This is a genomic window from Micromonospora sp. ZG13 (assembly GCF_059359355.1).
Genome location: NZ_JCADBQ010000020.1, coordinates 73,082 through 99,994, shown reverse-complemented (window position 1 = coordinate 99,994; position 26,913 = coordinate 73,082). Strand labels below are relative to the sequence as shown.

Below are 26,913 nucleotides of genomic sequence, written 5' to 3'. Positions count from 1 at the left end.
AACCCGGAAGCTAAGCCCTCCAGCGCCGATGGTACTGCACTCGGGAGGGTGTGGGAGAGTAGGACACCGCCGGACAATCTTTCGGTTCAGGGTCACCCTTCGGGGTGGCCCTGAACTGCGTTACGGACCCTTTTCGCACGCGGGCCGAAAGCCGAAGCTCGACCGGGCACGGCAGAAGGGCCGTCAGAACGCGTAGCGGACGCGGCAGTACGGCGCCTTCGCGGCGATCAGGTCCGTCAGCGCCGCCACGTAGGCGCCCTTGGCGCCGGTGCGGTAGCGGACGTTCCAGCCGCCGCTTTGCGACCGCTTCGGCTGCTGGATCTCGGGCCGCCACAGCAGCTCCTCGGCCTTCGGGTGCCAGCCGAGGTTCACCTCGTGCAGCCGGTCGTTGTGGGTCAGGAAGATGACCTCGGCGGCGAGCTGCGCCTTGGCGGCGGGCCCGAGCGCGTCGTCGAGCTGGTCGAGCAGCTCCGCCCAGTCGTCCAGCCATCCGTCACGGACCACCACCGGGCTGAAGTTGACGTGCACCTCGTAGCCGGCCGCGACGAAGTCGTCGATGGCGGCCAGCCGCTCGGCGACCGGGGAGGTGCGGATGTCGAGCAGCTTCGCGTCCCGGGCCGGCATCAGCGAGAACCGGACGCGGGTGCGGCCCCGCGGATCCCAGTCGAGCAGGTCACGGTTGACGTGCTTCGTGGCGAACGTGGCCTTCGCCGTCGGCAGGTCCCGGAACAGCGTCACCAGGTCCCGTACGTTGTCGGAGATCCGGGCGTCCAGCGAACAGTCGGAGTTCTCGCCGATGTCGTAGACCCAGGCGGCCGGGTCGCACTGGTTCGGCTCGCCCTTGACGCCCTGCCGGCCGACGTGCCGGCGCAGGTAGCCGCCGATCCGGTCGATGTTGGCGAAGACCGTCACCGGGTTGCTGTAGCCCTTGCGTCGAGGCACGTAGCAGTAGGCGCACGCCATCGCGCAGCCGTTCGCGGTCGACGGGGCGATGAAGTCGGCCGAGCGGCCGTTCGGGCGGGCGGTGAGGGACTTCTTGACCCCCAGCACCAGCGCCTCCGTCTTGATCCGTACCCAGCGGGCGACGTTGGTCTCGTCCCCGTACAGCTCGGGGATGCGGGAGTGGCTGTCGACCTCCACCCGCTCCGCGTCGGGAAAACGCTCCAGCACGGCCCGCCCACGGGGCAGGGCGGCGGCCTCCGGCTCCACGTAGATCCGCCGGATGTCGAACAGCCGTGGGTGCGGGACAGCGTCGGTCACGAAGGGGACAACTGCGGATCCGGCACCGGTGTTCCCCCGTCCGACCTGCCGTTTTCGTGTCCCACCCCCGGGTACCCGTACGCATGCCCGAGGGCCACCTCATCCACCGGTACGCGCGCGAGCAGCACGCCGCGCTCGCCGGGCAGGTCCTCGCCGCGTCCAGCCCGCAGGGCCGCCTGGACGTCCGGCCGTACGACGGGCGACGGCTGCGCGCGGTCGAGGCGTACGGCAAGCACCTGCTCTACCACGTCGACGACGCGCCGGCCCTGCACGTGCACCTCGGCATGCGGGGGCTGTTCCTGCGCCACGGCGACCCGACCGTCCCGCCCCGCACGGGAGTCCGGCTGCGCCTGGCCGGCGCCGGCGTCGCGTACGACCTGATCGCGCCCATCCGCTGCGAACCGCTGCCGGACGACGGCGAACGCGCGCTGCGGGCCTCCCTCGGCCCCGACCCGCTGCGCGCCGACGCCGACGCCGAGGAGGCGGTACGCCGGCTCTGCGCCGCCCGCGGCGCGGTCGGCGCGGCCCTGCTCGACCAGGCCGTGTGGGCGGGCCTCGGCAACGCCTGGCGGGCGGAACTGCTCTTCCTCGCGGGCCTCGACCCGGACACCCGGGCGGTCGGGGCGGCGTCGGCCCGCCTGCTGTGGGAGCTCGCCGTCGGGTACCTGGCGTTGGGGCGCGACGCCGGGCAGGTGGTCAGCGACCCGGCGGCACCCGACGAGCGGTGGGTGTACAAGCGCCCGGCCTGCCGGCGCTGCGGCGCGCCGGTGCGCACCTGGCAGCTGGGCGGTCGCACGGCGTACGCCTGCCCGGTCGACCAGCCCGCCGCGTGACCCGCCTCCGCGCCCGCCCGTCGCCGGCGGCGGGGCCGGCGGCGACGGGCCGACGGTCAGCGGCGGAACCGACGGGAGTCGGCGAGCCGCAGGGCGTTGCACACGTCGACGACGCCCCCGACGTCCCAGGCGATCTCGCCGGCCACCCGCCGGGTGTCCGGGCCGGCCACGATGCCCGCCAGGATGACGACGCGGTTCTGCACGGTCACCACGATCTGCTGGCGGCGGGTGGTCCAGTCGCTGCTCAACCGCTGGGCGACCAGGGCCGCCAGCCGGCCGTCCTCGTCGTCCGGCGAGGGGTCCGGCGGCTGCGGGTGGGACGCGCCCTCGTCCGGGTACGGCCAGGGGATGAGCATGGGTGTTTCCTCTCGGTGCTCTGCCGGCCCCGGGGGCCGGGATCGGTCAGCGGGACGACGCGTCGGTCATGACCGCCGGGGAGAGCCCGCGCGGCTCCGGCCCGGCGACGACGGCCGCCAGCTCGCCGGCCCCGCCGGGGGACAGCCGGCGCAGGGCCTCCTGCGGGCTCGCGAAGATCGGGAACAGCCCGTCGAGCCGCATCGTGTGCAGCACGGTGCGGATGAAGCGGGACGGGGCCGCCAGGCAGAGCACGGCACCGCGCTCGCGGGCGTCGCGGTGCGCCCGGACGAGCAGCCCGAGCCCGGCGGCGTCGATGAGATGGACGCGGGTCAGGTCCACCACCACGTGCCCGCAGACGTCCACGGCCTGCCGCAGGGCGGACCGGAGCTCGTCGGCGGCGTCGGCGTCGATGTCCCCGGCGGCCGTGACCACCGCGACGTCGTCGAGGTGGTCGACGCCCAGCACCCCGCCGCCCGGCTGCCCGCCCTGCCCGACCGTGTCGCCCCCGACGTCGAGACCCGGCAGGCTGCACCGGGGGCAGCGGTGCGGGCCCGTGGCGAACGGCGAGCCGCTCCAGCCGTGTTCGGCCACCAGGGTCCAGACGACCTCGGCGTCGGGCAGGACGCACGCGGTGCCCGTGGCCGTGTCCCCGCAGTTGTCGCAGATCAACGTCATCAGGTGCTCGTCCGGTACGACGGTCATGGTGTCTTCCTCCACGGGAGGTCGGGCCGTGCCATCCGCCGGCCCGCGACCGGCGGCGTCTGGGCGGTGTCGAGGTCCGGCCCCGTGCCCCGCGGCGCGGCGGCGGCGCGTCGCGGGCCGCAGGCCGTGGCGGCCACGAGGACGACGCCGAGGACGGCCGAACCGGCCGGCACGGCGACGCGCCACGCGCCGGACCGGTCGGTGTCGAGGCCGACGATGCGGGCCAGGATGACGCCGAGCAGCGCGGTGACGATCCCCGCCACCAGGGCCAGCCAGAGCGGCACCTCCCGCCGGCGCGGGGTGATCCGCCAGCCCACCCCGGCGACGAGGAGACCGACGGCGAGCGCGGTGACGATACCGGCGACGGTCATTCTGATCCCCTCCTCCGGGACCGGTCGGCCGGCAGGGCCGGACCACGGGCGTGCCCCACCACCCTCGGCGTCGCCCGTGGCGCAGGCCACGCGGTTGTATGACAGTTGCGTGACAAAACCGCTGAACGCCGGACACGGTTGGGCGGCGCTCGTCGCCTTGGGGATGATGCCGGTATGACGGACGTACTGGTGATCGAGGACGACGACCGGATCCGTCTGGCGTTGCTGCTCGCGCTCGAGGACGAGGGCTACCGCGTCCGGGGCGTGGCCAGCGCCGAGGAGGGACTGCTCAGGCAGCGCCAGGAACCGGCCGACACCGTCCTGGTCGACCTGATGCTGCCGGGCCTGGACGGCTTCGAGTGCATCCGGCGGCTGCGCCGCGAGGACGACGTGCCGATCGTGGTGGTCAGCGCCCGCGACGACACCCACGACATCGTCGCGGCGCTGGAGGCGGGGGCCGACGACTACGTGGTCAAGCCGGTGGCGATCAAGGAGCTGTCGGCGCGGCTGCGCGCCCTGCGGCGCCGGGCCCGGGCGGCGCCCGACCCCGTCCCGGTGCTCACGTTCGGGCAGCTGGAGATCAGCCCGGACGCCGGGGAGGTACGCCTGGCGGGGCAGCCGGTGCCGGTCACGCGTACGGAGTTCCGGTTGCTGTGCGAGCTGGCCGAGCACGCCGGCCGGGTGCTGTCGCGCCACCAGCTGCTGCAAAGGGTCTGGGGCTACGACACCGGCGACGAGCGGCTCGTCGACGTGCACGTCGGGCGGCTGCGGCAGAAGATCGAGGACGATCCGGGCAATCCCCGGCACCTGGTCACCCTGCGCGGCCTCGGCTACAAGCTGACCCGGTGAGGCGGCTCGGACTGCGGGCCCGGGTGTCCGCCGGTTTCGCCGTCGGCGCGCTGCTGCTGTCGGCCTCCATGGCGCTGGTCTCGTACGAGCTGACCCGGCGGTCGCTGCTCGACGAGCGGGAGCGCACGGCGGTGCGGGCGGCGTACTTCGACGCGGCGGTGGTGCGTACCGGCCTGGACACGGAGAGCCCCGACGTGGTGGAGGTGCTGCGGTCGCTCGACACCGGCGGGGTCCGCCGCCCGCTGCTGCACCGGGGGGACGACTGGTACGCCCGTACGGCCGACGCCGGCCTGACCGCCGCCATCCCCGTCGACCTGCAACGGCTCGTCCACGCCGGCGAACCGGCCGTGCAGCGGGTCCGGGTCAACGGCCAGCCCACCCTGCTCGTCGGCCTGCCGCTGGCGCCCTCCACCAGCTACTACGAGCTGACGTCGCTGCGGGAGCTGGACCAGACCCTGCGGGTCCTCGCGCTCGCGCTGACCGCCGTGGCCATCGTGGTCGCCGGCTCCGGCGCCGCCCTCGGCTGGTACGCCACCCGGCACAGCCTGCGGCCGTTGACGGCGGTGGCGGACGCCGCGCAGGAGATCGCGGCGGGCAACTTCTCCGCCCGGCTCGCGGCGACCACCGACCCCGATCTGACCCGGCTCTCCACGTCCTTCAACCACATGGTCGACCAGCTCTCGCGCCGCATCGAGCGGGACCGCCGCTTCGCCGCCGACGTCAGCCACGAGCTGCGCTCGCCGTTGCAGACCCTGTCGGCCGCCGCCAGCGTCCTGGCCCGTCGCCGGGCGCACCTCGACGAGCGCACCGCCACCGCGGCGGGGCTGGTGGCCGACGAGATCACCCGGTTCCAGCAGCTCGTCAACGACCTCATCCAGCTCGCCCGCAGCGACCAGCCGGTCGACCGGACGCCGGTCGACGTGGCGGCGCTGGCCCGCCGGGCCTGCCAGGCACGCGGGCTGCCCGACACCCTCGTACGGGTCGAGCGGGACGTCGCCCCCACCTGGCTGGTCGACGAGCGTCGGGTCGAGCAGATCCTGGCCAACCTGGTCGACAACGCGCTGCGCCACGGCGGCGGGCCGGTGGCCGTACGGCTGTCGCAGCGCGACGGCACGGGGATCGTCGAGGTCGACGACGAGGGGCCGGGTGTGCCACCGGAGGATCGGGAGATCATCTTCGACCGCTTCGTCCGGGGCCGGGCCGCGCACTCGCGCGCCGACGGCGACGGCACGGGGCTCGGGCTCGCGCTCGTCGCCGAGCACGTCGCCGCGCACCGGGGGCGGGCCAGCGCGGGCGATCGCCCCGGCGGGGGCGCCTGCTTCCGGGTCGAGCTGCCCGGAGCGCTGTCGTGACCGCCCGTACGCCCGCGAGCCGGCCGCCCGCCGTGACCGCCCGCCCGCCCGCGAGCCCGTCGCCGGTGCCCCGCCGGTGGGCGTGGCGGTCGGGCCGGTGGCGCGGCGTCGGCGGTGCGCTCGTCGTCCTGGGGCTGCTGGCCGGCTGCGGCGTACCGACCGAGGACGTCCCGCGCACCGTGGCGCCTCCGCCCGGCCCGTTCCCCTCGCCGGGGACGGTCGCCGCGACGCCGAGCCCCACTCTGGCGACGGGTCGGACGACCGCGGTCCTCTGCTTCGTCCGCGACGACCGGCTGGTCCGCGTCGAGCGTCGCGTCGACGGCACGCCCACCGTCGACGCCCAGCTCCAGCACCTGCTGGCCGGCCCGACCCCCGCCGAACGCGAGACCGGGCTCACGACGGCCCTGCCCGGGGCCGTGCCGGCGGCCACCGCCCGGCCACGCGGCACCGAGGTCGACGTGGAACTCGGCGGAACCGGCGACGAGACGGGCCGCAGCGACGAGGTCCTCGCCTTCGGCCAGATCGTCTGCACCCTCACCGCCCGCTCCGACGTCGACACCGTGGCCTTCCTCCGGGGCGGTGCCCCGCTGGGGGTGCCGCGCGCCGACGGCTCGCTGTCGCGGCGACCCCTCGCCGCCGACGACTACGCCGGCCTCGTCGCCCCCCGCTGACGGACCGCCCCGACGGCGGGGCTCCGTTCGGCCTTCCCGGCGGCGGCCCCGTCGGCCGTTCGGACGCCTGCCGTCGGCGCGCGGACGGTGGCCGACCACCGGTGCGGGTCCGGCGGGTCAGCCGCTGAAGGCGGCGAGGAACCGGTCGCGGAAGGCGTCCATCGGCCAGACCGGTGCGCGCGGACCCGGCCGGAGGCCCTCGTCCCAGCCCCAGCCCGAGATCCGGTCGAGCACCGCCGGGTCCCGGGTGACGACGGTGACCGGGACGTCCCGGCCCGCCCCGGCACCGGTGACGACCGGGGCGGGCTGGTGGTCGCCGAGGAAGACCAGCACCAGGTCGTCGTCGCCGTGGGTCTCCAGGTAGGACACGAGGGTGGACAGCGAGTACTCGACGGACCGGCGGTAGCCGGCGCGCGGCTGCGACGACGGGTTGCCGGTGCTCGCGTCGTGGAAGACGGTCCCGTCGCCGAGTTCGGCCCAGTCGACGAGGCGCGGGATCCTCGTCCAGGGGGAGTGGCTGGACACCAGCGCGATCTCGGCCATCACCGGGGCGCGGTCCGCCCGTGCGCGTTCCAGGCGCTCGAAGGCCGCCAGTGTGTACTGGTCGGGCATCGGCGCGTAGCCGAACTTCGGTCCCCGGTAGCCGAGGCTGCGGCCGTCGTAGAAGCGCTGGTAGCCGAAGAAGGCCCCCTCCGGCCAGGGGCGGTTGGCGGCCGGCATCACGCCGACGGTGCGCCACCCGGCCCGCCCGAAGGCGCCGCCCAGCGTCAACCGGTCGCTGGCCAGCAGGCTGCGGTGCCGCTGGTCGTTGTCGACCCACATCCCGGACAGCAGCGTCGCGTGGGCCAGCCAGCTTCCGCCGCCGGTGGTCGGTGAGGTGAGGTATCCGCTGCGGGAGGCGAAGCCGGCCGCCCGCAGCCGGCGGTCCCCGTCGGCCAGCACGGCACCCACGCCAGGGGCGTACTCCGGGTCCTGCACCGCGTCGCGCCCGTAGCTCTCCACGAAGGCGACCACCACGTCCTTGCCGCGCAGCGCGCCCAGCAGGCGCTCGCCGGACGTGTCCCGGAACGCGTCGTCGCCGACCTGGGCCGCGAAGACCTCCCGGTCGCGCAGCCGGGCGCGCACCTGGAGCGCGTGGGCGCCGACCAGGTCGGTCGCGGCGACGTCGGCAACCGGCACGCCCGGGGACACCCGCACGCCGAACGCGGCGCAGGCCAGCCAGACGACCACCAGCGCCGCGACGGTACGCCGGGTGGCCGCACGGTGCCGGGCGAGCAGCGGGGCCAGCCGCAGCACCGACCGCGTCGTCGCGAGGAGCAGGGCGGCGAGCAGCAGCACGGTTACGACGACCGCGCCGGCGGCGCCCGCCCGGCCCACCGAGTCGGTGAGGAACCCGAGCGCGTCGTCGAGCAGGGCCCAGTCGAGCACGAGGTCGAAGGGGCGGCCGAGCGTCGCGAGGAAGCCGAGGTCGGCCAGCTTCAGCACGGCCAGCAACCCGAGCGACGCGCCGGCGAGCGCCGCCACCGGCCGCCGCGCGCGTGTCGGCAGGGCGAGCAGCAGGGCGACGACGAGCAGCCCTTCGAGGGGTACCCGCACGAATGCGCCGGGCGTGAGTTGGGCGGGCTGGTGGGGCGCCGTCAGGGCGGCCAGCACGAGCAGGGCGGCCAGTGCGGTCCCCGCCCACGCCGTACCCGGTCGCCGCCCGTCCGCTGCGTCGGGAGCACGGCCGCGCATCCCGACAGCCGGCCGGCCACGCCCGTCCGGCGACGGGCTCGGTCCGGCCCCGCGCGGCGGGTTCGGTTCGGCCCCGCGCGGCGGGTTCGGTTCGGCTTCGCGCGGCGGGTTCGGGTGGGTCACCGGCGGCGGCGACGTCGGGTCAGTCACGGGCGGCGGCGAGGTCGGGGCTTACCGGCGCGGGCCGGACCCGGCGGTGCGCGACGGCCGGCGGCGCCGCCCCCGCGGAGCGGTGCCGCCACAGCCACGCGACGTCGCGGCCGAACGACTCGACGAGCAGGGCCAGCGCGACCGCCAGCACCAGCGCGTCGCCCGGCCCGGGCAGCACCCCGGCCGCCGCGACCAGCAGCAGCACGCCCTGCGCCGCCGCGACGACCTTGCGCCAGTACCGCGCCGGCAGCGGCCGGCGCAGCCAGGGCAGCACCCACCCGGCGGCGACGAACGCGTACCGCATGGCGCCGAGGGCGAGCACCCAGACGCCCACGGCCGGCGCGACGGCCGCCCCGAGGACGAGGATGAGGAACGCGTCGACCTCCATGTCGAAGCGGGCCCCCAGCGCGCTGGCGGTGCCGGTACGCCGGGCCACGTACCCGTCCACGGCGTCGAGGGCCAGCGCCACGGCGGTCAGGGCGACCAGCGTCCCGGCCGGAGCGGGCCGGTCGACGCCGGCCGAAACGAGCGCGTCGCCGGTCAGCGCCGTCACGGCGCCGACGAGGAGCGCCCGGGCCAGGGTCACCCGGTCGGCGGGCCCCAGGGCGTGCGAGCCCGACCCGCGCAGCCCCCGGTCGAGGGTCAGGCACAGCACCGCCCCGTACGCGCCCCCGGCGAGCCAGCCCGCCGGGCCGAGGCCGACCGTCGCGGCCAGCCCCGCCAACAGGACAATCTGGACGATCAACCCGATCGCCGGGCCTTTTCGAACCGTGGGCACCGTGCCTCCGTGTCTATGGTCGACGACTTCCGACAGGAACTACGGGAAACACCGCCGTTCGGTTCGCTGCGGACACGGGTGAGGAGGAGCCGGTGACCGGTGAGGCGCGCGCCTTCTGGCTGCGTACGCCCGGCAGAGGGGAGATCCGGTCGGTGCCGCTGGCCGCCCCCGGCCCGGGTGAGGTGCTCGTGCGCAGCCGGTACTCCGGGGTCAGCCGCGGCACGGAGACGCTCGTCTTCGCCGGCCGGGTTCCCGCCGACCAGTACGCGGCGATGCGCGCCCCGTTCCAAGAGGGCGACTTCCCGGGGCCGGTGAAGTACGGCTACCTCAACGTGGGAGTGGTCGAGCAGGGCCCCGCCGAGCTGCGCGGCCGGACCGTGTTCTGCCTGCACCCGCACCAGAGCGCGTACGTCGTACCGGCCGAGGCGGTGGTGCCCGTGCCCGACGCGGTGCCGCCCGCCCGCGCGGTGCTCGCCGGGACGGTGGAGACGGCGGTGAACGCCCTGTGGGACGCCGCGCCCCTGGTCGGCGACCGGGTGAGCGTGGTCGGCGCCGGCATGGTGGGCTGCTGCGTGGCGGCGCTGCTGGCCCGCTTCCCCGGCGTACGGGTGGAGCTGGTCGACACCGACCCGACCCGGGCGGAGGTGGCCGCCGCACTCGGCGTCGGGTTCGCGCTGCCGCAGGGGGCGACCGGCGGACGGGACCTCGTGGTGCACGCCAGCGCGACGGCCGCCGGTCTGCAACGCTCCCTGGAACTGCTCCGGCCGGAGGGCACCGTGGTGGAGCTGAGCTGGTACGGCGACCGCACCGTCGCGCTGGCGCTGGGCGGGGCGTTCCACTCCGGCCGGTTGACCGTACGCGCCAGCCAGGTGGGCGCCGTGGCGCCGGCCCGGCGGGACAGCCGCAGCTTCGCCGACCGGCTCGGGCTCGCCCTGGACCTGCTCGCCGATCCCGCCTTCGACGCGCTGCTCACCGGCGGGTCCCGCTTCGCGGAGCTGCCCGACGTGCTGGCCCGGCTGACCGCCGGTAGCCTCCCCGCCCTGTGCCACCTCATCACCTACGACGGAGAGTGACCCGTGTTCAGCGTGACCGTCCGAGACCACATGATGATCGCTCACAGCTTCCGGGGCGAGGTGTTCGGCCCGGCGCAGCGCCTGCACGGGGCCACGTTCGTCGTCGACGCCACGTTCCGCCGCCGGGACCTCGACGCCGACGGCGTGGTGGTCGACATCGGGCTGGCCACCGCCCAGCTCAGGGCCGTGCTCGGGGGACTGACCTACCGCAACCTCGACGACGAGCCGGCCTTCGCCGGGGTGAACACCACCACCGAGGTGCTGGCCCGCGCGGTCGCCGACCGCCTGGCCGAGCGGGTACGCGCCGGTGACCTCGGCGCGGGCGCCCGCGCCCTGGCCGGCATCACCGTCACGCTGCACGAGTCGCACGTCGCCTGGGCCAGCTACGAACGGTCGCTGTGAATGGCGACGGTGCACGTCGTGCTGCCGAACGACATCGACGACCCGGCCGAGCCGAGCGGCGGCAACGGCTACGACCGCCGGCTCTGCCGGGGCCTCGCGGCGGCCGGCTGGACGGTCCGCGAGCACGCCGTGCCCGGCGACTGGCCCCACCCCGACCGGGCCGCGCGCGCCGGGCTCGCCGAAGTGCTCGCGGCGCTGCCCGACGCCTCGCCCGTCCTGCTCGACGGGCTGGTGGCCTCGTGCGTGCCGGAGGTGCTGACCCCGCACGCCCGGCGGCTGCGCGTTGTCGTCCTCGTGCACCTGCCGCTGGAGCACGACGCCGAGGCCGCCGCCCTGTCCGTTGCCGTCGCGGTCGTCACCACCAGCGAGTGGACCCGGCGGCGCCTGCTGGACCGGTACGCGCTGCCGCCCGACCGGGTGCACGTCGCCCGGCCCGGCGTGGACCCGGCCCCGCCCGCGCCAGGGTCACCGGCCGGGGGGAACCTGCTCTGCGTCGCCGCCCTCACCCCGCACAAGGGCCACGACGTGCTGGTGGAGGCGCTGTCGACCGTCGCCGACCCGCCCTGGAGCTGCGTCTGCGTGGGGCCGCTGACCCGGGACCCGGGGTTCGTGGCGGCCCTGCGCCGGCGGGTCGGCGGGCGCGGGCTCGCCGACCGGGTGCGCCTGGTCGGCCCCCGCACCGGGGCGGCCCTGGACGCCGCGTACGCCGCTGCCGACCTGCTGGTGCTGCCCTCGCGCCGGGAGACGTACGGCATGGTGGTCACCGAGGCCCTCGCGCGGGGCGTGCCGGTGCTGGCCACGGCGGCCGGCGGGCTGCCCGAGGCGCTGGGCCGCGCGCCCGGCGGGGCGGCGCCGGGCCTGCTCGTACCGCCCGACGACCCGACGGCCCTGGCCGGCGCGCTGCGGCGCTGGCTCGGCGAGCCCGCCCTGCGCCGGGCGCTGCGGCGGGCGGCGCGGGCGCGGCGGCAGACGCTCGACGACTGGGCCGTGCCCGCGACCGTCGCGGGCGCGGTGCTGGCCGGGGTGATGGCGGCATGACCGGGCAGTTGCCGCCGCACTTCGCGGCCTGGCTGGCGCTGCGGGAGCCCGCCGACGCGGCGGCCCGCGCCGTGGACCTGGTGGATGTCGTGCGTTGCCGGCTGGCCGGCGCCGGGCCGCTCGTCGTGCACGACCTCGGCGCCGGCACCGGCTCCATGGGTCGCTGGCTGGCGCCGCTGCTGCCCGGCCCGCAGCACTGGATCCTGCACGACCGCGACGCCGACCTGCTCGCCCGCGCGGCCGCCGGGATGCCCGCCGCCGCCGGTGACGGCGCCCCGGTCACCGCCGGTGCCCGCGCCGGCGACCTCACCCGGTTGACCGCCGCCGACCTGTCCGACGCGTCGCTGGTCACCGCGTCCGCCCTGCTGGACATGCTCACCGCGCAGGAGATCGAGCGGCTCGTGGCGGCCTGTGCCGCCGCCGGCCGCCCGACCCTGCTGGCCCTGTCGGTGACCGGCCGGGTGCGGCTCACCCCGGCGGACCCGTGGGACGGGCGGATCGCCGCCGCGTTCAACGACCACCAGCGTCGTACGGTCGACGGACGGGCCCTGCTCGGGCCGGACGCCGTTCGCGCCTGCGCGGCGGCCTTCGCCCGGCACGGCCTCGACGTGCTCGTGCGGCCCAGCCCGTGGCGGCTCGGCCCGCAGCAGGCGGAGCTGGTCGGCGAGTGGTTCACCGGCTGGCTCGACGCCGCCTGCGCACAGCGGCCCGAGCTGACCGGCCCGACCCGGTCGTACGCCCGCCGGCGCCGCGCCGAGATCGCCGCCGGCCGGCTGGACGTGCTGGTCGACCACCTCGACCTGCTGGCCGGCGGTGGGTGAACCGCACGCCCCGCCCGTGCGTGCCGATGGGCGGGGCGATCGTCGGGGGAGGACCGGGATGGCGGCGGGCACGACGCGCCGGTTCTGGCCGTGGGCACGGCTGGTCGGCGGCGGGGGACTGCTGGCCGTCCTGCTGGGCTGGCTCGGCACCGGCCCGTTCCTCGCCGGGCTGCGCCTGATCGACGCCCCGGCGCTGGCCGCCGCCGTCGGCATCGGAGCGCTCACCACGGGCTGCTGCGCCTGGCGGTGGAGCCTCGTGGCGGGCGGGCTGGGCGTACGGCTGCCGCTGCCGACGGCGGTCGCGCACTGCTACCGCGCGGTGTTCCTGAACGCGACGCTTCCCGGCGGTGTGCTCGGCGACGTGCACCGGGCGGTGCGGCACGGCCGCGACGTCGGCGACGTCGGCCGGGGTGTGCGCGCGGTGGTGTGGGAACGCGCCGCCGGGCAGGTCGTGCTGGCCGTCGTGGCGGTGGTCGTGCTCGCCGTCTTCCCGTCGCCGGTGCGGCCCCACCTGCCGGCGGTGGCGGGGCTGCTGGCGGCGGCCGGGCTGGGCGTCGTCCTGCTGGCCCGCGCGCTGCCCACCACCGGCGCGTCGCGGTGGGCGCGTGCGGCGCGCGCGGCGGCGGCCGACGTCCGGGCCGGGCTGCTCGGCCGCCGCGCCTGGCTGGGCGTGGTCGTGGCCTCCACCGTGGCCGTCGCCGGCCACCTGGCCACCTTCGTGCTGGCCGCGCGCACCGCCGGCTCCACCGCGCCGCTGGCCCTGCTGGTGCCGCTGACGCTGCTGGCGCTGCTGGCCATGGGGGTGCCGGCGAACGTGGCCGGCTTCGGTCCCCGCGAGGGCGTGGCGGCGTGGGCGTTCGGCGCCGCCGGCCTGGGCGCCGCCGAGGGCGTCGCCACCGCCACGGTGTACGGGGCCCTGGTGCTCGCCGCGAGCCTGCCTGGCGCCGCCGTCCTGCTGGTCCGCCGTGCCCGTGTGCCCGCCGACACCGTCTGACGAGGAGCCCGATGTCCGAAGCCCCGCCCGCCGCCGCCGTCCGCACGCAGGTCACGGTGCCGCTGCGGTTCCCCGACGGATACCGTGCCACCGCCCGGGTGTTCTCCTTCGACGGTCTCGTCGACGGCCGGGAACACCTCGCGTTCGGCCTCGGCGACCGGACCGGCCCCGTCGACGCTGACGCGGCACCCCCGAGGCCGCCGCTGGTGCGCCCGCACAGCGAGTGCCTGACCGGGGACGTGTTCGGCAGCCGGCGCTGCGACTGCGGCCCACAGTTGCGGGAGGCGGTCGAACGCGTCGCTGCCGCCGGCGGCTACCTGCTCTACCTGCGGCAGGAGGGACGCGGCATCGGCCTGTACGCCAAGCTCGACGCGTACGCGTTGCAGGACGCGGGGCTGGACACCTACGAGGCGAACCTGGCGCTGGGGCGCCGGCCCGACGAACGCGACTACACGGTGGCCGCGCAGATGCTCGCCGCGCTGGGCGTGGACCGGGTCGCCCTGCTCAGCAACAACCCGGACAAGGCCGCGCAGCTGACCCGGCTCGGGGTCGCCGTCGCCGAGCGCGTACCCACCGGGGTGTACCTGTCGGGCGCGAACGCCGGCTACCTGGCGGCGAAGGCCGGGCGTGGCGGGCACGCCCTCGACCTGCCCTTCGTCCGTGACTGAGCGCCCGTACGTCCTGCTCAGCTGTGCGACGTCACTCGACGGCTACCTCGACGACGCCAGCGGGCAGCGGCTGCTGCTGTCCAACGAGGCCGACCTGGACCGGGTCGACGAGGTGCGGGCCGGCTGCGACGCGATCCTGGTCGGCGCGGGCACGGTCCGCCGCGACGATCCCCGGCTACTGGTCCGTTCCGCGCGGCGGCGCGCCGAACGCGTGGCGCGGGGCCTGCCCGCCTCACCGACCAAGGTGACGGTGACCGGCTGTGGCGACCTGGATCCGGCGGCCCGCTTCTTCACCACCGGCGACGCCGAGCGGATCGTCTACTGTGCCACGCCCGCGGTGGAGAAGACGGGGGAGCGGCTGGCCGGCCGGGCCACCGTGGTGGACGCGGGCGAACCGGTGGACCCGGCGTGGGCGCTGGCGGACCTCGCGGCCCGGGGCGTCGACCGGCTGATGGTGGAGGGCGGGGCGAACGTGCTCGGGCAGTTCCTCACCGCCGGCCTCGCCGACGAACTGCACCTGGTGCTGGCCCCGTTCTTCGTCGGCGACGGGCGGGCTCCGAGGTTCGTCGGCGACGGCAGCTTCCCCTGGCATCCCGGCCACCGGGCCCGGGTGGCGGAGACCCGCCAGATCGGCGACGTGGTGCTGGTCCGCTACGCGTTGTCGGAGCGCTGCGACGCGGGCTGAGCGGGCACCACCCCGAGCGCCTCGTCCACCCGCTCCAACACGGCGACGTCGTCGCGGCCGACGCCGCGCAGCAGGTCGATGGCGGTCGCCCGGATCTGGCCGACGATCATCGTGACGGGCAGCGCCGGGTCGGCCGCGAGCAGTCGACCGGCGACCCGGACCGCGGTCATGGCCGCCTCGTCGGCGCGCGCCGCGTGGCGGTCGGCGTCCTCGCCGGTGAGGTCGGTCGCCACCGCCTCGCCCGCGGCGCGTACGGCGGCGGCCAGGGCGGGCAGCGCGTCGCCCAGCTCCGGCGGCGTCCCGGCGCACAGCCGGGTCAGCGTCACCCCGGCGCGGACCAGCACCCGGACGTTGCGGACGGCGTAGTCCAGCTGCCGGGTGGTCGCCTCCACGTCGCGCACCTGCCCGACGTGCCGCCGCCGGCGGACGTGGAACCGCAACGTCTCCCCGGTGGCCCGGACCGCCGTGCGCAGCTGGTCGACGCAGTCGTCCAGTTCCCGGGCCCGCTCCAGCGCCGCCCGGGCGGCGGTCTCGTCGCAGCGGGCGAGCGCGCCGTCGAGCTCGTCGAGCACGTCGGCCAGGTCGGCGAAGCTCTGCCGGGCCTGGCCGACCAGCGGAGCGAGGGGGTCGCGGGCCGCCAGGAGCTGGCTCGCGGCCAGGGCGACCGCGCCGCCGATCAGCGCGTCGACGAACCGGAAGGGCATCAGCGTGCCGCTGGGCGCGGCGACCGCCACCAGGTACATGGCGGAGACCGCCGCCTGCACCACGAGGGTGGTGCGCGCCCCGATCGCCACCATCAGGCCGGTGGTCAGCGTCAGCACCAGGAAGACGGTGCCGGTGCCGGGGCCGAGCGCGTACACGAGCAGTTCGGCGACGAGCACGCCGGCCGCGACCCCGAGCAGGATCTCCACCGTCTGCCGGACCCGCCGCCCCCGCGCCTCGCCCAGGACGACCAACGCGGCCGTGGGCGCGAAGAACGGGTCCGGGTGACCGATCACCCGCGCGGCGAGCATCCAGGCGACGGTCGCGGCGAGCGTCAGCTCGACCACCGACCTGCCGTCGTGCCGGATCCGCCCACCCACGCCCCGCCACCACTGCCGCACCGTCCGTACCCCTTTTCCGGCGGGGCGGGCTCCACACCGGACCCGCTCGCCGGGCCGGCGTGGAGGACCGCCCGGCGAGTCCCCGTCCCGGTCACACCGGTTCGAGCGTCGCCTCTACCCGCGCCGGGCGTTCGGTAACCGTGCTGGTCACCGCGCCGCGGCGGGCCAGCCGTGGCCCGGCGGCGGTGCGCGCGCGGGCGGCGGGCGGGCTGTGCATACTTGCGCGGTCGATGTTGTGCCGGCGGGCGGGCCCCCGGCTGCTGCGCGAGGTGGTTGTGGTGGTCGAGAAGACGGCGTCGCGGCGCAACCCGACGGCCGGTGGCGCCGCGGCGATGGCCGACCCGGGGCTGCGGCAACTGCTGGCCGGCCTGACGGCGGTGCGCGACGGTGACTTCGGCACCCGCCTGCCGGAGGACGCCGACGGCCTGCTCGGGGAGATCGCCACCGTCTTCAACGGCATGGTGGACCAGCTGTCGCTGTTCACCTCCGAGGTGACGCGGGTGGCCCGGGAGGTGGGCACCGAGGGCCAGCTCGGCGGCCAGGCCGAGGTGCCCGGGGTGTCGGGCACCTGGAAGGACCTCACCGACTCCGTCAACGCCATGGCGGGCAACCTGACCGATCAGGTGCGCGACATCGCCGAGGTTGCCACGGCGGTGGCCCGGGGCGACCTGTCGCAGAAGATCACCGTGGACGTGCGCGGCGAGATCCTGGAGTTGAAGATCACCATCAACACGATGGTGGACCAGTTGTCGTCGTTCGCCGACGAGGTGACGCGGGTGGCCCGGGAGGTCGGCAGCGAGGGCCGCCTCGGCGGCCAGGCCGAGGTGCCCGGGGTGGCCGGCACCTGGCGCGACCTCACCGACTCGGTGAACTTCATGGCCGGCAACCTGACCAGCCAGGTACGCAACATCGCCCAGGTCACGACCGCCGTGGCCCGGGGCGACCTGTCGCAGAAGATCACCGTCGACGCCCGGGGCGAGATCCTGGAGCTCAAGAGCACGATCAACACGATGGTGGACCAGTTGTCGTCGTTCGCCGACGAGGTGACGCGGGTGGCCCGGGAGGTCGGCACCGACGGGCGGCTCGGCGGTCAGGCGCAGGTCAGCGGCGTCGCCGGCACCTGGCGCGACCTCACCGACTCGGTGAACTCGATGGCGGTCAACCTCACCGACCAGGTGCGCAGCATCGCCCAGGTGGCCACGGCGGTGGCCCGGGGGGACCTGTCGCAGAAGATCACCGTCACCGCCCACGGCGAGATCCTGGAGCTGAAGAACACCATCAACACGATGGTGGACCAGTTGTCGTCGTTCGCCGACGAGGTGACGCGGGTGGCCCGGGAGGTCGGCACCGAGGGTCGCCTCGGCGGCCAGGCCGACGTCAAGGGCGTCTCCGGCACCTGGAAGGACCTGACCGAGTCGGTCAACGTCATGGCGGACAACCTCACCGCCCAGGTACGCAGCATCGCCGAGGTGACCACCGCCGTGGCGAAGGGCGACCTGACCCAGAAGATCCGCGTCGACGCGCGCGGCGAGATCCTGGCGTTGAAGGAGACCATCAACACGATGGTCGACCAGCTCTCGGCGTTCGCCGACGAGGTGACGCGGGTGGCCCGGGAGGTCGGCACCGAGGGCCGCCTCGGCGGTCAGGCCCGGGTGTCCAACGTGGCCGGCACCTGGAAGGACCTCACCGACAACGTCAACGAGATGGCCAACAACCTCACCAACCAGGTGCGCTCGATCGCGCTGGTCGCCACCGCCGTCGCGCAGGGCGACCTGAGCCGGCAGATCACCGTGGAGGCCAAGGGCGAGGTGGCCGTGCTCGCCCAGACGATTAACACGATGGTCGGCACGCTCGGCGCCTTCGCCGACGAGGTGACGCGGGTGGCCCGCGAGGTCGGCACCGAGGGCCGCCTCGGCGGCCAGGCCCGGGTGCCGAACGTGGCCGGCACCTGGAAGGACCTCACCGACAACGTCAACTCGATGGCGAACAACCTCACCGGCCAGGTACGCAACATCGCCCAGGTGACCACCGCGGTGGCCCAGGGCGACCTGACCAGGAAGATCGACGTCGACGCGCGCGGCGAGATCCTGGAACTCAAGACCACCATCAACACGATGGTGGACCAGCTCTCGTCGTTCGCGGCCGAGGTGACCCGGGTGGCCCGGGAGGTCGGCAGCGAGGGCCGCCTCGGCGGGCAGGCCGAGGTGGAGGGCGTCTCCGGCACCTGGAAGCGGCTCACCGAGAACGTCAACGAGCTGGCCGGGAACCTCACCCGCCAGGTGCGCGCCATCGCCGAGGTGACCAGCGCCGTGGCCACCGGCGACCTGACCCGCTCCATCACCGTGGACGCCCCCGGCGAGGTCGGCGAGCTGAAGGACAACATCAACTCGATGGTGGAGTCGCTGCGCGAGACCACCCGGACCAACCAGGAACAGGACTGGCTCAAGACGAACCTGGCCCGCATCTCGGGCCTCATGCAGGGCCACCGCGACCTGGACGTGGTCGCCGGCCTGGTGATGAACGAGCTGGCCCCGCTGGTCTCCGCGCAGCTCGGCACCTTCCTGCTGGTCGACGACGGCCCGGACCGGGCCGGCCTGCGGGTGGTGGGCGGGTACGGGCACGACACCTCCGGCCGCCGGTATGCCCTCGGCGACTCCCTCGTCGGGCAGGCCGCGGTGAGCAAGCGGGCCATCGTGGTGGACGCCGTACCGGCCGACTACGTCACGGTCTCCTCCAGCCTCGGCGCCGCCGCCCCGCTGCACCTGGTGGTGCTGCCGATCCTCTTCGAGGACCAGGTGCTCGGGGTCATCGAGCTGGCCAGCATGAGCCGCTTCACCGAGGTGCAGCGCGACTTCCTCGACCAGCTGACCGAGACCATCGGCGTCAACGTCAACACCATCGTCGCCAACGCCCGTACCGACGTGCTGCTCACCGAGTCGCAGCGCCTCGCCGCGGAGTTGCAGGCCCGCTCGGAGGAGTTGCAGGCCCGCTCGGAGGAACTCCAGCGCTCCAACGCCGAACTGGAGGACAAGGCGGCCCTGCTGGCCCGGCAGAACCACGACATCGAGACGAAGAACTCCGAGATCGAGCAGGCCCGCCAGGAGCTGGAGACCCGCGCCCAGCAGCTCGCGCTCGCCTCCAAGTACAAGTCGGAGTTCCTCGCCAACATGAGCCACGAGCTGCGTACGCCGCTGAACTCGCTGCTCATCCTCGCCCAGCTGCTCGCGCAGAACCCGAACCGCAACCTGACCCCCAAGCAGGTCGAGTACGCCACGGTCATCCACTCGGCCGGCACCGACCTGCTCCAGCTCATCAACGACATCCTCGACCTGTCCAAGGTGGAGGCCGGGAAGATGGACATCAACCCGGAGACCTTCGAGCTGGCCGCGCTGCGCGACTACGTCGACGCGACGTTCCGGCCGCTGACCACGCCCCGGGGCCTGGAGCTGGAGATCAGCACGGGGCCGGGCGTGCCGACGGAGCTGCACACCGACGAGCAGCGGCTGCGGCAGGTGCTGCGCAACCTGGTCTCCAACGCGGTGAAGTTCACCGAGAAGGGGCGGGTGCGGCTGCGCATCGAGCGGGCCGCGCCGGGGGAGCTGCCCGAGGGCCTCGCCGAGACCGACACCGTCATCGCGTTCCGGGTGATCGACACCGGCATCGGCATCGCCGAGCAGCACCTGACCGCCATCTTCGACGCCTTCCAGCAGGCCGACGGCACGACCAGCCGGCGCTACGGGGGCACGGGCCTCGGGCTGTCCATCAGCCGGGAGATCGCCCACCTGCTCGGCGGCCGGATCCAGGCGCGCAGCGTGCTCGGGCGGGGCAGCACGTTCACCCTCTACCTGCCCGTCGGGCCGGTGCCCGCCGCGACCGGCGACGCGACGGCCGCGGACCGCCCGGCCGGCCCGTTCGCGGCACCCGGCCGGGCCGGCGCGCTGCCCTGGGCGCCGCCGGCCACGCTGCCGCCGGCCGTGACGCTCCAGCCGGGCGAGGCGCGTCGGATGCTGGTGCTGGAACGCCACGACAAGGGGCTGCTGACGCTGCTCGCGCAGGGTGTCGCGGCGGACCTCGGTGACGCGCACCCGCCGGTGGAGGTCTGCACCGCCGTGGACGTTCCCTCGGCCGTCGAGGCGCTCGCCGGCGGGCGGCACCACGTCCTGGTGCTCCAGCTCGACCTGCCCGACGACGGCGGTACGACCCTGATCAAGGCGCTGCACGACGATCCGGCGCTGCGCGGGGTGCCCGTGCTGGCGTACCACGGGCACCCGTTGCCGTCCGGCTCGCAGGCCCTGTTGCAGGCGCTGGCCCACGAGCGGCCGCTGGAGATCCTGCGCAGCCTGGACGACCTGCGCGAGCGGATCGCTTTGCACCTGACGGCGGTGACCCCGGAGCGGGTGCTGCCGTTCGCCCCGGTGCTGCCCGACGTCCGGCCCGCCGTCGACGCCCTGCCCGGCGAGCTGGCCGGCCGCAAGGTGCTGGTGGTGGACGACGACGCGCGCAACGTCTTCGCGCTGACCAACATCCTGGAGCTGCACGGGCTCGACGTGGTCTACGCGGAGAACGGCCGGCAGGGCATCGAGACGCTGATGCGCCACGACGACATCGACCTCGTGCTGATGGACGTCATGATGCCGGAGATGGACGGCTACGCCGCGACGGCGGCGATCCGCGCCATGCCCCGCTACGCCGACCTGCCGATCATCGCGGTGACCGCGAAGGCGATGCACGGCGACCGGGAGAAGAGCATCTCCTCCGGCGCCAGCGACTACGTCACGAAGCCGGTCGACGCCGCCGACCTGTTGCAGTGCATCCACCGCTGGCTGCACGGCTGAGGCCTGCCCGGGCGGACGCTTCGCGGTGCTCCCCGGGCGGGCGACCGCCGGGGGAGCACCGGTCGGCGCACGTTCAGGACCGGCCGGCCTCGAAGGTCTCCCGGTCGAGGAAGAGCAGCCGGGCCCGCTTGCCGTTCAGGTCGATCAGCGGCCCGGCGACGAAGCCGGTGCGCAGGAGCCGGTCGACCGCCTTCTCGTTGCGCGCGTCCGGCTCCATCACGACGCGCCGGTGTCGCGGGTCGGCGAAGACGAAGTCGAGGAACACGCGCAGCAGGGTGCCCGTGAAGCCCCGCTCGACCGCGTCGGGCGGACCGATCAGCAGGTGGGCCCCGTGGTCGCCGGGCTGGACCGGATAGCACTCGCCGACCGGGTCGGCGGCCGGCTCGTAGGTCTGGAACAGCGCGACGGGCGTCCCGTCGCGGTGCGTCAGCCAGGCGTGGTGGGTGGGCAGCGAGTCGAGGTAGCGGTAGATCTCCTCGACGCGCTCCCGACCGGCGTCGCGCATGCCCCAGAACCGGGCGCGTTCCTGGCTGACCCAGGAGTGGACGAGGTCGATGTCGGTGTCGGGGTCGAGGGGGCGGATCGTCACCCGGCCGAAGCCGTCGACGTCCTGGCGGTAGGTGCTGGCGAGATCACGCATCGTGTGCCACCGTACGGTGATTCCGGTCGATGCGCGAGTAGGTCGACCCCCGGCGCGGCGCCGGCCGCGCCGACGCCGCGTACGCCCGTCAGCCGCTGGCGACGGCGACCGGCGGAGCGCTCGCGCCGGCCCGGCGGCGGGCGGCCGGAACCACCAGGGGGGTGCCGGACTCCGGGTCGTCGATCACGCGGCAGGGCAGCCCGAAGACCTCCCCGACCAGCTCGGCGGTGACCACCTCCCGGGGCGCGCCGGCGGCCACCACCCGCCCCTCGCGCATCGCGATGAGGTGCGTCGCGTAGCGGGCGGCGTGGTTGAGGTCGTGCAGCACGGCGACCAGCGTGCGGCCCTGCTCCTCGTGTAGCCGGGCGCAGAGGTCGAGGACCTCGATCTGGTGGGCGATGTCCAGGTAGGTGGTCGGCTCGTCGAGCAGCAGCAGGGGGGTCTGCTGGGCCAGCGCCATCGCGATCCACACCCGCTGCCGCTGCCCGCCGGAGAGCTCGTCGACCGGTCGGTCGGCCAGGTCGGCGACGCCCGTGGCGGCCATCGACTCGGTGACCACCCGCTCGTCCTCGCGCGACCACTGCCGCAGCAGCCCCTGGTGCGGGTACCGGCCGCGGGCGACGAGTTCGGCGACGCCGATGCCGTCCGGCGCGACGGACGTCTGCGGCAGCAGGCCGAGGGTGCGCGCCACGGCGCGGGCCGGCTGCCGGTGGATGTCCTCGCCGTCGAGCAGCACCGCCCCGGCGGTCGGCTTCAGCAGCCGGGACAGGGCCCGCAGCAGGGTCGACTTGCCGCAGGCGTTGGGGCCGATGATGACCGTGAAGGAGCGGTCGGGCACGGCGACGCTCAGGTCCTGCGCGATGGTCCGCCGCTCGTAGGCGAGGGTCATCGCGGTGCCGCTCAGCCGGGACTGCATGCTCGGTGCTCCGTTCTCGTCATGGGTGGGCCGTCGGCCGGGCCCGGTCACAGCCGGCCGGCCCGGCGCTCGGTGGCCAGCAGCCAGACCAGGTAGGCGCCGCCGAGCACGCCGGTCACCACGCCGACCGGCAGCTGGTGCCCGGGGAAGGCCCGCAGGGCGAGCTGGTCGGCGCCGACCAGGAGGACCGCCCCGACGGCCGCCGAGGGCAGCAGGTTCGGCCCCGGGGCCCGGGTCAGCCGCCGCGCGAGGTGCGGCGCGGTGAGGGCCACGAAGTTCACCGGCCCCGCGGCGGCCGCCGCGAGGGAGACCAGCAGCACCGCCGCCGCCAGCACGACCAGGCGCAGCCGCTCCACGCGTACGCCGAGGGCGGCGGCGGTGTCGTCGCCCATCTCGACCAGCCGCATCGCCGGCCCGTAGCCGGCCAGCATGAGCGGCACCAGCACCCCGAGCGCGATCAGCAGCGGCAGCGCGTTCGACCAGCCGCGCCCGTCGAGGCTGCCGGTGAGCCAGAGCACGGCGCGGGCGGCGTCCATCAGCGGGGCCCGGGTGAGCAGCCAGCCGTTGACGCCGGTGAGGATCGCCATGGTGCCGATGCCGACCAGGATCAGCCGGTAGCCGTGCACGCCGCGCCGCCAGGACAGCCCGTAGACCAGCGCGCCGGTGACCAGCCCGCCGACCACCGCCGACGAGGCCAGCGCCAGGCTGCTGCCGCCGAGCACCACCACGACGAGCGCCCCGGTCGCCGCGCCCTGGGTGAAGCCGAGCATGTCGGGGCTGCCCAGCGGGTTGCGCACCAGCGACTGGAAGACGGCGCCGGCCAACGCCAGCGCGGCGCCGACGCAGAGCGCGGTGACCACCCGGGGCAGCCGCAGCTCGGTGACGATGAACTCCTCGGCCGGGGTGCCCTGGCCGGTGAGGGTACGCAGCACGTCGGCGGAACTCATCGGGTAGTCGCCGCTGCCGATGGCGAGCACGCTCAGCGCCAGGGCCAGCAGCACGCAGGTGACGCCGACGGCGATGGCGCGGGGACGCAGCCGCAGCGACAGTCCGTCGCGGACACGAAGTGTGATCACGGGTGGGCCACCCGCCCGCGCAGCACCAGCCAGAGGAAGAGCGGTCCGCCCGCCACGGCGGTGACGAGCCCGACCTGGAGCTCGCCCGGGCGGCTCAGCACCCGGCCCAGCACGTCGGCGCCGAGCAGCAGCGCGGGCGCCAGCACCGCGCAGTACGGCAGCAGCCAGCGCAGGTCCGGCCCGGTGAGCGCGCGCACCAGGTGCGGCACCAGCAACCCGACGAAGACGATCGGCCCGCAGGCGGCGGTGGCGGCGCCGCAGAGCAGCGTGATCGCCGCGATGACCGCGCCCCGGACGACGGCGGGCCGGGCGCCGAGGGCGCGCGCCGCGTCGTCGCCGAGGGCGAGGGCGTTGAGCGGTCGGGCGACGGCCAGGGCGACCAGCAGGCCCGCCGCCATGAACGGCGCGACCGTGCGGACGGTCGACGGTTCGGCGCTGGCCAGCGAGCCGACCGTCCAGAACCGCAGCCGCTCCAGCGACGCCGTGTCCATCAGCATCACCGCGCTGACGTACGAGTAGAGGGTGGCGTTGAGCGCCGCGCCGGCCAGGGCCAGCCGGGCGGGGGTGGCCCCGCGCCCGCCGCCGACCGCGTACACGGCGGCGGTGACGGCAGCCGCGCCGAGCAGCGCGAACCACACCTGCCCGCCGACGCCGCCGATGCCGAACAGCAGCGCCCCGGTGGCCACCGCCGCCGCGGCGCCGGCGTTGATGCCGAGCAGGCCGGGGTCGGCGAGGGGGTTGCGGGTCAGCGCCTGCATGACCGCGCCGGCGACGCCGAGCGCCGCCCCGGCGAGCAGGCCGAGCAGCGTACGCGGCAGTCGCATCCGGTGCACGACGGCGTACTCGGCGGCGTCGCGGTCCAGCAGGCCCTGCCACACGTCGGTGAGGGGGAGCTGTTTGGCGCCCACGGCGATGCTGAGCACCGCGACGACCGCGAGCAGCAGCACCGACGCCGCGAGCCCGGCGGCGCGCGGCGCGGCCCGGCCGGGCCGGCGTACGGCCGGCGGTGCCGGCGGGGCGCCGACGCGGGGGGAGAGGGTGGCGGACAGTGTGGGCTCCGATTGGTGCGGAATTCCGAACGGGACTTGACAGCCGTTTAGGTTAGGTTAACCTAACCCCGCTGTCCATGGTCATTCGCCCGACCCTGATCGAAAGACACCGCCATGCCGCATCCCGTGTCCGCCCGCCGCCTCTCCCGCCGGGGCCTGCTCGCCGCCGGTGGCGCCGCCACCCTGGCAGCCCTGCTCGCCGGCTGCGGCGGGGACGAGGACTCCGCCACCCCCGCCGCCAAGGGCTCCGAAGGGCCGTGGTCGTTCACGGACGACCGTAACGAGAAGGTGAGCGCCCCCGCCCGGCCGACTCGGGTGGTCGCCTTCACGGGGGTCGCCGCCGCGCTGGTCGACTTCGGGATCGACAAGCAGATCGTCGGGGTGTTCGGCGAGACGAAGCGCTCCGACGGCAGCAAGGACCCGCAGGCGGGCGACCTCGACGTCGAGTCCGTGGAGATCCTCGGCAACGTCTGGGGCGAGTTCAACCTGGAGAAGTACGCCGCCCTGCGGCCCGAACTGCTCGTCACCCACATGTACGACCCGGGCGCCTTCTGGTACGTGCCGGACGAGAGCAAGGGCAAGATCCTCCCGCTGGCCCCCACCGTCACCGTCACCACCGCCCGGGTGCCGATGACCAAGCCGATCGAGCGGTACGCGCAGCTCGCCGAGTCCCTCGGCGCCGACCTGTCCGCCAAGAAGGTCACCGACGCCAAGGTCCGCTTCGAGGCCGCCGCCGAGTCGGTCCGCCAGGCGGTCAAGGCGAACCCGGGCATCAAGGTGCTCGCCTGCTCCGGCAGCCCCGACCTGTTCTACGCCTCCAACCCCAAGGTCAGCACCGACCTGATGTACTTCGCCGAGCTGGGCGTCGACATCGTCGTCCCCACCAAGCTGGAGGCCGGCGACTACTTCGAGGCGCTGAGCTGGGAGAACGCGGGCAAGTTCCCGGCCGACCTGCTCCTGCTCGACAACCGCAGCACCGCCCTTCAGCCCAAGGACCTGGCCGCCAAGCCGACCTGGCAGCAGCTGCCGGCGGTCAAGGCCAACCAGGTCGCCGCCTGGGACGCGGTGCCCCGCTTCTCGTACGCCGGCGCGGCGCCGCTGCTGGAGAACCTGGCCACCGCCATCAAGGGCGCGAAGAAGGTCACCTCGTGACCACCGCCGTCGCCGTGCAGTACCGCCTCTTCGCCGCGCAGGTCGTCGGCGCCCGCCGTGTCGGCGCGTCCCTGGTCCGGGTCACGTTCGGCGGCCCCGAGCTGGCCGACTTCGCTGGCGGCGGCCGGGACCAGAGCGTCTCGCTGTTTCTGCCGCACCCCGGCCAGCCGGAGCCGGTGCTGCCCGTCGCGGCGGGGGAGGACTGGTTCGGCGCCTACCGGGCCATGGACCCCGACGTGCGCGCGGTGATGCGCTCGTACACCATCCGGGAGCAGCGGCCCGAGCTGGCCGAGGTGGACATCGACTTCGTCAGCCACGGCGACACCGGCCCCGCCTCCCGCTGGGCGCGGCACGCCCTGCCGGGCGACCGGGTGGTGCTGCTCGGCCCCGCCGTGCACGACAACCGCAGCGTCTGCTTCCGCCCGCCGGTCGGCACCGACTCGGTCCTGCTGGTGGCCGACGAGACGGGGCTGCCGGCCGCCGCCGGCATCCTGGCCTGGCTGCCGGCCGGCACCCCGGTGCGGGCCTGGATCGAGGTCCCCGACGCGGGGGACATCCAGGAGCTGCCCACCGAGGCGCGGGCCGAGGTGCGCTGGCTCGTGCGGGGCGCCACCGCCCCCGGCAGCACCCTGCTGGCCGACGCGGTGCGCGCCGCCCGGCTGCCCACCGCCACCCCGTACGCCTGGATCGCCGGCGAGTCCTCGATGGTGCGCTCGGTGCGCCGGCACCTCGTGGGCGAGCGCGGCCTGGACCGTCGCCACGTCACCTTCTCCGGCTACTGGCGCCGGGGCGCCTCCGAGGAGGACCTGCGCGCCGAGGCCGCCGTCAAGGCCGCCGCCTGACCGACGCCGTCGCGTGCCGGATCCCGCCCCGCCGGGGTGGGATCCGGCGTCGGTCGTGCCGGTCAGAACTCCCGGTACATGACGTGCAGGCCCACCCGACCGAGGGTGGGATGGCGGAACGCGCCGGGCACGGTGCCCACCACGGCGAACCCCTCCCGCCGGTACAGCTCCATGGCGGTGACGTTGCTCGCCACGACCGCGTTGAACTGCATGCCGGCGTACCCCCGCTCGCGGGCCCAGTCGACGGCGTGCCGGCACAGCGCGGTCCCCACGCCGCGCCCCCGCGCCGCGCGCGCCACCATGAAGCTCGCGGTGGCGACGTGCGAGCCCGGCCCGGGGCGGTTGGTGCCCATCTTCGCGGTGCCCAGCACCGCGTCGCCGTCGACCGCGACCACCGTCCGCCCGGGCGCGGCCTCCACCCACATGCCGTACGCCTGCTCGGCGGTCAGCTCCGGGTCGTAGGGGAAGGTCTCCCGCGCCCGGACCACCTCGTGGACGATCGGCCACACCTGGGGCCAGTCGGGCTCCTGGAACTCGCGGATCAACACCCGGCGGATGCTAG

Annotated in this window: 24 protein-coding genes, 1 rRNA gene and 1 pseudogene; 15 read left to right on the top strand and 11 right to left on the bottom strand. The window is 75.4% G+C overall.

Annotated features, from left to right (window positions below):
• Nucleotides 1–75, top strand: a 5S ribosomal RNA gene (rrf, locus tag AC5L34_RS27165); the annotation flags it as partial.
• Nucleotides 76–183: 108 nt separating this feature from the next.
• Here the strand turns inward: rrf and AC5L34_RS27160 are convergent.
• Nucleotides 184–1,260, bottom strand: coding sequence for a spore photoproduct lyase family protein (locus tag AC5L34_RS27160; RefSeq protein ID WP_494827587.1), 1,077 nt, complete (start codon nt 1,258–1,260; stop codon nt 184–186).
• An 83-nt stretch (nt 1,261–1,343) separates the two neighbouring features.
• Here AC5L34_RS27160 and AC5L34_RS27155 point away from each other — a divergent pair, with 83 nt between their 5' ends.
• On the top strand, nt 1,344–2,093 hold the full coding sequence (locus AC5L34_RS27155) for a DNA-formamidopyrimidine glycosylase family protein (protein ID WP_494827586.1): 750 nt from the start codon (nt 1,344–1,346) through the stop codon (nt 2,091–2,093).
• Between the two features lie 56 nt (nt 2,094–2,149).
• On the opposite strand, the gene AC5L34_RS27150 is transcribed toward AC5L34_RS27155, so the two are convergent.
• From AC5L34_RS27150 to AC5L34_RS27140, 3 genes are read right to left on the bottom strand one after another with little or no spacing between them, the layout of a single operon-like run.
• Complete coding sequence (locus AC5L34_RS27150; protein WP_494827584.1) at nt 2,150–2,449, bottom strand: BON domain-containing protein; 300 nt, start codon at nt 2,447–2,449, stop codon at nt 2,150–2,152.
• 46 nt (nt 2,450–2,495) lie between these two features.
• Nucleotides 2,496–3,152, bottom strand: a complete 657-nt coding sequence (locus tag AC5L34_RS27145; protein ID WP_494827582.1) for an STAS domain-containing protein — start codon at nt 3,150–3,152, stop codon at nt 2,496–2,498.
• Nucleotides 3,149–3,523, bottom strand: a complete 375-nt coding sequence (locus AC5L34_RS27140) for a GlsB/YeaQ/YmgE family stress response membrane protein (RefSeq protein ID WP_441177857.1) — start codon at nt 3,521–3,523, stop codon at nt 3,149–3,151. Before AC5L34_RS27140 ends, AC5L34_RS27145 begins: the two co-directional genes overlap by 4 nt.
• Nucleotides 3,524–3,697: 174 nt before the next feature.
• Here AC5L34_RS27140 and AC5L34_RS27135 point away from each other — a divergent pair, with 174 nt between their 5' ends.
• The 3 genes from AC5L34_RS27135 (at nt 3,698) to AC5L34_RS27125 (ending at nt 6,395) form a co-directional block, all read left to right on the top strand.
• On the top strand, nt 3,698–4,372 hold the full coding sequence (locus tag AC5L34_RS27135; protein ID WP_088999853.1) for a response regulator transcription factor: 675 nt from the start codon (nt 3,698–3,700) through the stop codon (nt 4,370–4,372).
• Nucleotides 4,369–5,724, top strand: coding sequence for a sensor histidine kinase (locus tag AC5L34_RS27130; protein WP_441177858.1), 1,356 nt, complete (start codon nt 4,369–4,371; stop codon nt 5,722–5,724). The genes AC5L34_RS27135 and AC5L34_RS27130 overlap by 4 nt, the downstream gene beginning before the upstream one ends.
• 65 nt (nt 5,725–5,789) lie before the next feature.
• Nucleotides 5,790–6,395, top strand: a complete 606-nt coding sequence (locus AC5L34_RS27125; RefSeq protein WP_494827597.1) for a GerMN domain-containing protein — start codon at nt 5,790–5,792, stop codon at nt 6,393–6,395.
• A gap of 117 nt (nt 6,396–6,512) precedes the next feature.
• Here AC5L34_RS27125 and AC5L34_RS27120 read toward each other — a convergent pair.
• Nucleotides 6,513–9,093, bottom strand: a pseudogene (locus tag AC5L34_RS27120) (CDP-alcohol phosphatidyltransferase family protein).
• A 56-nt stretch (nt 9,094–9,149) separates the two neighbouring features.
• Between AC5L34_RS27120 and AC5L34_RS27115 the strand changes: the two are divergent.
• Genes AC5L34_RS27115 through AC5L34_RS27085 form a run of 7 tightly spaced genes read left to right on the top strand, consistent with a single transcriptional unit; the run spans nt 9,150 to nt 14,738 of the window.
• Nucleotides 9,150–10,130, top strand: coding sequence for a zinc-dependent alcohol dehydrogenase (locus AC5L34_RS27115; protein ID WP_441177861.1), 981 nt, complete (start codon nt 9,150–9,152; stop codon nt 10,128–10,130).
• A gap of 3 nt (nt 10,131–10,133) precedes the next feature.
• The gene (locus AC5L34_RS27110) at nt 10,134–10,532 is read left to right on the top strand and encodes a 6-pyruvoyl trahydropterin synthase family protein (RefSeq protein WP_494827579.1); all 399 of its coding nucleotides are present in this window, start codon (nt 10,134–10,136) and stop codon (nt 10,530–10,532) included.
• Nucleotides 10,533–11,570 carry a glycosyltransferase family 4 protein gene (locus AC5L34_RS27105; protein WP_494827577.1) on the top strand — a complete coding sequence of 346 codons (1,038 nt, stop codon included), beginning with the start codon at nt 10,533–10,535 and terminating at the stop codon, nt 11,568–11,570.
• A complete protein-coding gene (locus AC5L34_RS27100) occupies nt 11,567–12,391 on the top strand; it encodes an SAM-dependent methyltransferase (RefSeq protein WP_494827575.1) in 825 nt (274 codons plus the stop codon). Before AC5L34_RS27105 ends, AC5L34_RS27100 begins: the two co-directional genes overlap by 4 nt.
• 58 nt (nt 12,392–12,449) lie before the next feature.
• Nucleotides 12,450–13,385, top strand: a complete 936-nt coding sequence (locus AC5L34_RS27095; protein ID WP_494827574.1) for a lysylphosphatidylglycerol synthase domain-containing protein — start codon at nt 12,450–12,452, stop codon at nt 13,383–13,385.
• Nucleotides 13,386–13,396: 11 nt separating this feature from the next.
• Nucleotides 13,397–14,053 carry a GTP cyclohydrolase II gene (locus tag AC5L34_RS27090; protein WP_494827572.1) on the top strand — a complete coding sequence of 219 codons (657 nt, stop codon included), beginning with the start codon at nt 13,397–13,399 and terminating at the stop codon, nt 14,051–14,053.
• Nucleotides 14,046–14,738, top strand: a complete 693-nt coding sequence (locus AC5L34_RS27085; RefSeq protein ID WP_494827570.1) for a RibD family protein — start codon at nt 14,046–14,048, stop codon at nt 14,736–14,738. Before AC5L34_RS27090 ends, AC5L34_RS27085 begins: the two co-directional genes overlap by 8 nt.
• On the opposite strand, the gene AC5L34_RS27080 is transcribed toward AC5L34_RS27085, so the two are convergent.
• Nucleotides 14,705–15,820: an FUSC family protein gene (locus AC5L34_RS27080; RefSeq protein WP_494827568.1), complete on the bottom strand. Its 1,116-nt coding sequence runs from the start codon at nt 15,818–15,820 to the stop codon at nt 14,705–14,707. The two genes, AC5L34_RS27085 and AC5L34_RS27080, sit on opposite strands and share 34 nt — an antisense overlap.
• A gap of 353 nt (nt 15,821–16,173) precedes the next feature.
• Here AC5L34_RS27080 and AC5L34_RS27075 point away from each other — a divergent pair, with 353 nt between their 5' ends.
• Nucleotides 16,174–20,676, top strand: coding sequence for a HAMP domain-containing protein (locus AC5L34_RS27075; RefSeq protein WP_494827596.1), 4,503 nt, complete (start codon nt 16,174–16,176; stop codon nt 20,674–20,676).
• A gap of 73 nt (nt 20,677–20,749) precedes the next feature.
• Here AC5L34_RS27075 and AC5L34_RS27070 read toward each other — a convergent pair whose 3' ends face one another.
• From AC5L34_RS27070 to AC5L34_RS27055, 4 genes are all read right to left on the bottom strand, one after another.
• A complete protein-coding gene (locus AC5L34_RS27070) occupies nt 20,750–21,316 on the bottom strand; it encodes a GNAT family N-acetyltransferase (RefSeq protein WP_441177869.1) in 567 nt (188 codons plus the stop codon).
• Between the two features lie 88 nt (nt 21,317–21,404).
• A complete protein-coding gene (locus AC5L34_RS27065) occupies nt 21,405–22,232 on the bottom strand; it encodes an ABC transporter ATP-binding protein (protein WP_441177870.1) in 828 nt (275 codons plus the stop codon).
• Between the two features lie 47 nt (nt 22,233–22,279).
• A complete protein-coding gene (locus AC5L34_RS27060) occupies nt 22,280–23,308 on the bottom strand; it encodes a FecCD family ABC transporter permease (RefSeq protein ID WP_494827566.1) in 1,029 nt (342 codons plus the stop codon).
• Nucleotides 23,305–24,381 (bottom strand): FecCD family ABC transporter permease, encoded by a 1,077-nt coding sequence (locus AC5L34_RS27055; RefSeq protein WP_494827595.1) that lies wholly within the window; start codon nt 24,379–24,381, stop codon nt 23,305–23,307. The genes AC5L34_RS27060 and AC5L34_RS27055 overlap by 4 nt, the downstream gene beginning before the upstream one ends.
• A 90-nt stretch (nt 24,382–24,471) precedes the next feature.
• On the opposite strand from AC5L34_RS27055, the gene AC5L34_RS27050 reads away from it, so the two are divergent.
• Both AC5L34_RS27050 and AC5L34_RS27045 read left to right on the top strand, forming a co-directional pair.
• On the top strand, nt 24,472–25,509 hold the full coding sequence (locus AC5L34_RS27050) for an ABC transporter substrate-binding protein (protein WP_494827564.1): 1,038 nt from the start codon (nt 24,472–24,474) through the stop codon (nt 25,507–25,509).
• Entirely contained in the window at nt 25,506–26,351 is an 846-nt protein-coding gene (locus AC5L34_RS27045; RefSeq protein WP_494827562.1) for a siderophore-interacting protein, read from the top strand. Before AC5L34_RS27050 ends, AC5L34_RS27045 begins: the two co-directional genes overlap by 4 nt.
• A 62-nt stretch (nt 26,352–26,413) precedes the next feature.
• Here AC5L34_RS27045 and AC5L34_RS27040 read toward each other — a convergent pair whose 3' ends face one another.
• Nucleotides 26,414–26,899, bottom strand: coding sequence for a GNAT family N-acetyltransferase (locus AC5L34_RS27040; protein ID WP_494827561.1), 486 nt, complete (start codon nt 26,897–26,899; stop codon nt 26,414–26,416).
• Nucleotides 26,900–26,913 lie beyond the last annotated feature (14 nt).

Coding starts and splice junctions, on each gene's coding strand:
- AC5L34_RS27155 (WP_494827586.1), top strand. CDS start 1,344: ATGCCCGAGGGCCACCTCATCCACCGGTACGCGCGCGAGCAGCACGCC.
- AC5L34_RS27150 (WP_494827584.1), bottom strand. CDS start 2,449: ATGCTCATCCCCTGGCCGTACCCGGACGAGGGCGCGTCCCACCCGCAG.
- AC5L34_RS27145 (WP_494827582.1), bottom strand. CDS start 3,152: ATGACCGTCGTACCGGACGAGCACCTGATGACGTTGATCTGCGACAAC.
- AC5L34_RS27140 (WP_441177857.1), bottom strand. CDS start 3,523: ATGACCGTCGCCGGTATCGTCACCGCGCTCGCCGTCGGTCTCCTCGTC.
- AC5L34_RS27135 (WP_088999853.1), top strand. CDS start 3,698: ATGACGGACGTACTGGTGATCGAGGACGACGACCGGATCCGTCTGGCG.
- AC5L34_RS27105 (WP_494827577.1), top strand. CDS start 10,533: ATGGCGACGGTGCACGTCGTGCTGCCGAACGACATCGACGACCCGGCC.
- AC5L34_RS27100 (WP_494827575.1), top strand. CDS start 11,567: ATGACCGGGCAGTTGCCGCCGCACTTCGCGGCCTGGCTGGCGCTGCGG.
- AC5L34_RS27095 (WP_494827574.1), top strand. CDS start 12,450: ATGGCGGCGGGCACGACGCGCCGGTTCTGGCCGTGGGCACGGCTGGTC.
- AC5L34_RS27090 (WP_494827572.1), top strand. CDS start 13,397: ATGTCCGAAGCCCCGCCCGCCGCCGCCGTCCGCACGCAGGTCACGGTG.
- AC5L34_RS27075 (WP_494827596.1), top strand. CDS start 16,174: ATGGCCGACCCGGGGCTGCGGCAACTGCTGGCCGGCCTGACGGCGGTG.
- AC5L34_RS27070 (WP_441177869.1), bottom strand. CDS start 21,316: ATGCGTGATCTCGCCAGCACCTACCGCCAGGACGTCGACGGCTTCGGC.
- AC5L34_RS27065 (WP_441177870.1), bottom strand. CDS start 22,232: ATGCAGTCCCGGCTGAGCGGCACCGCGATGACCCTCGCCTACGAGCGG.
- AC5L34_RS27050 (WP_494827564.1), top strand. CDS start 24,472: ATGCCGCATCCCGTGTCCGCCCGCCGCCTCTCCCGCCGGGGCCTGCTC.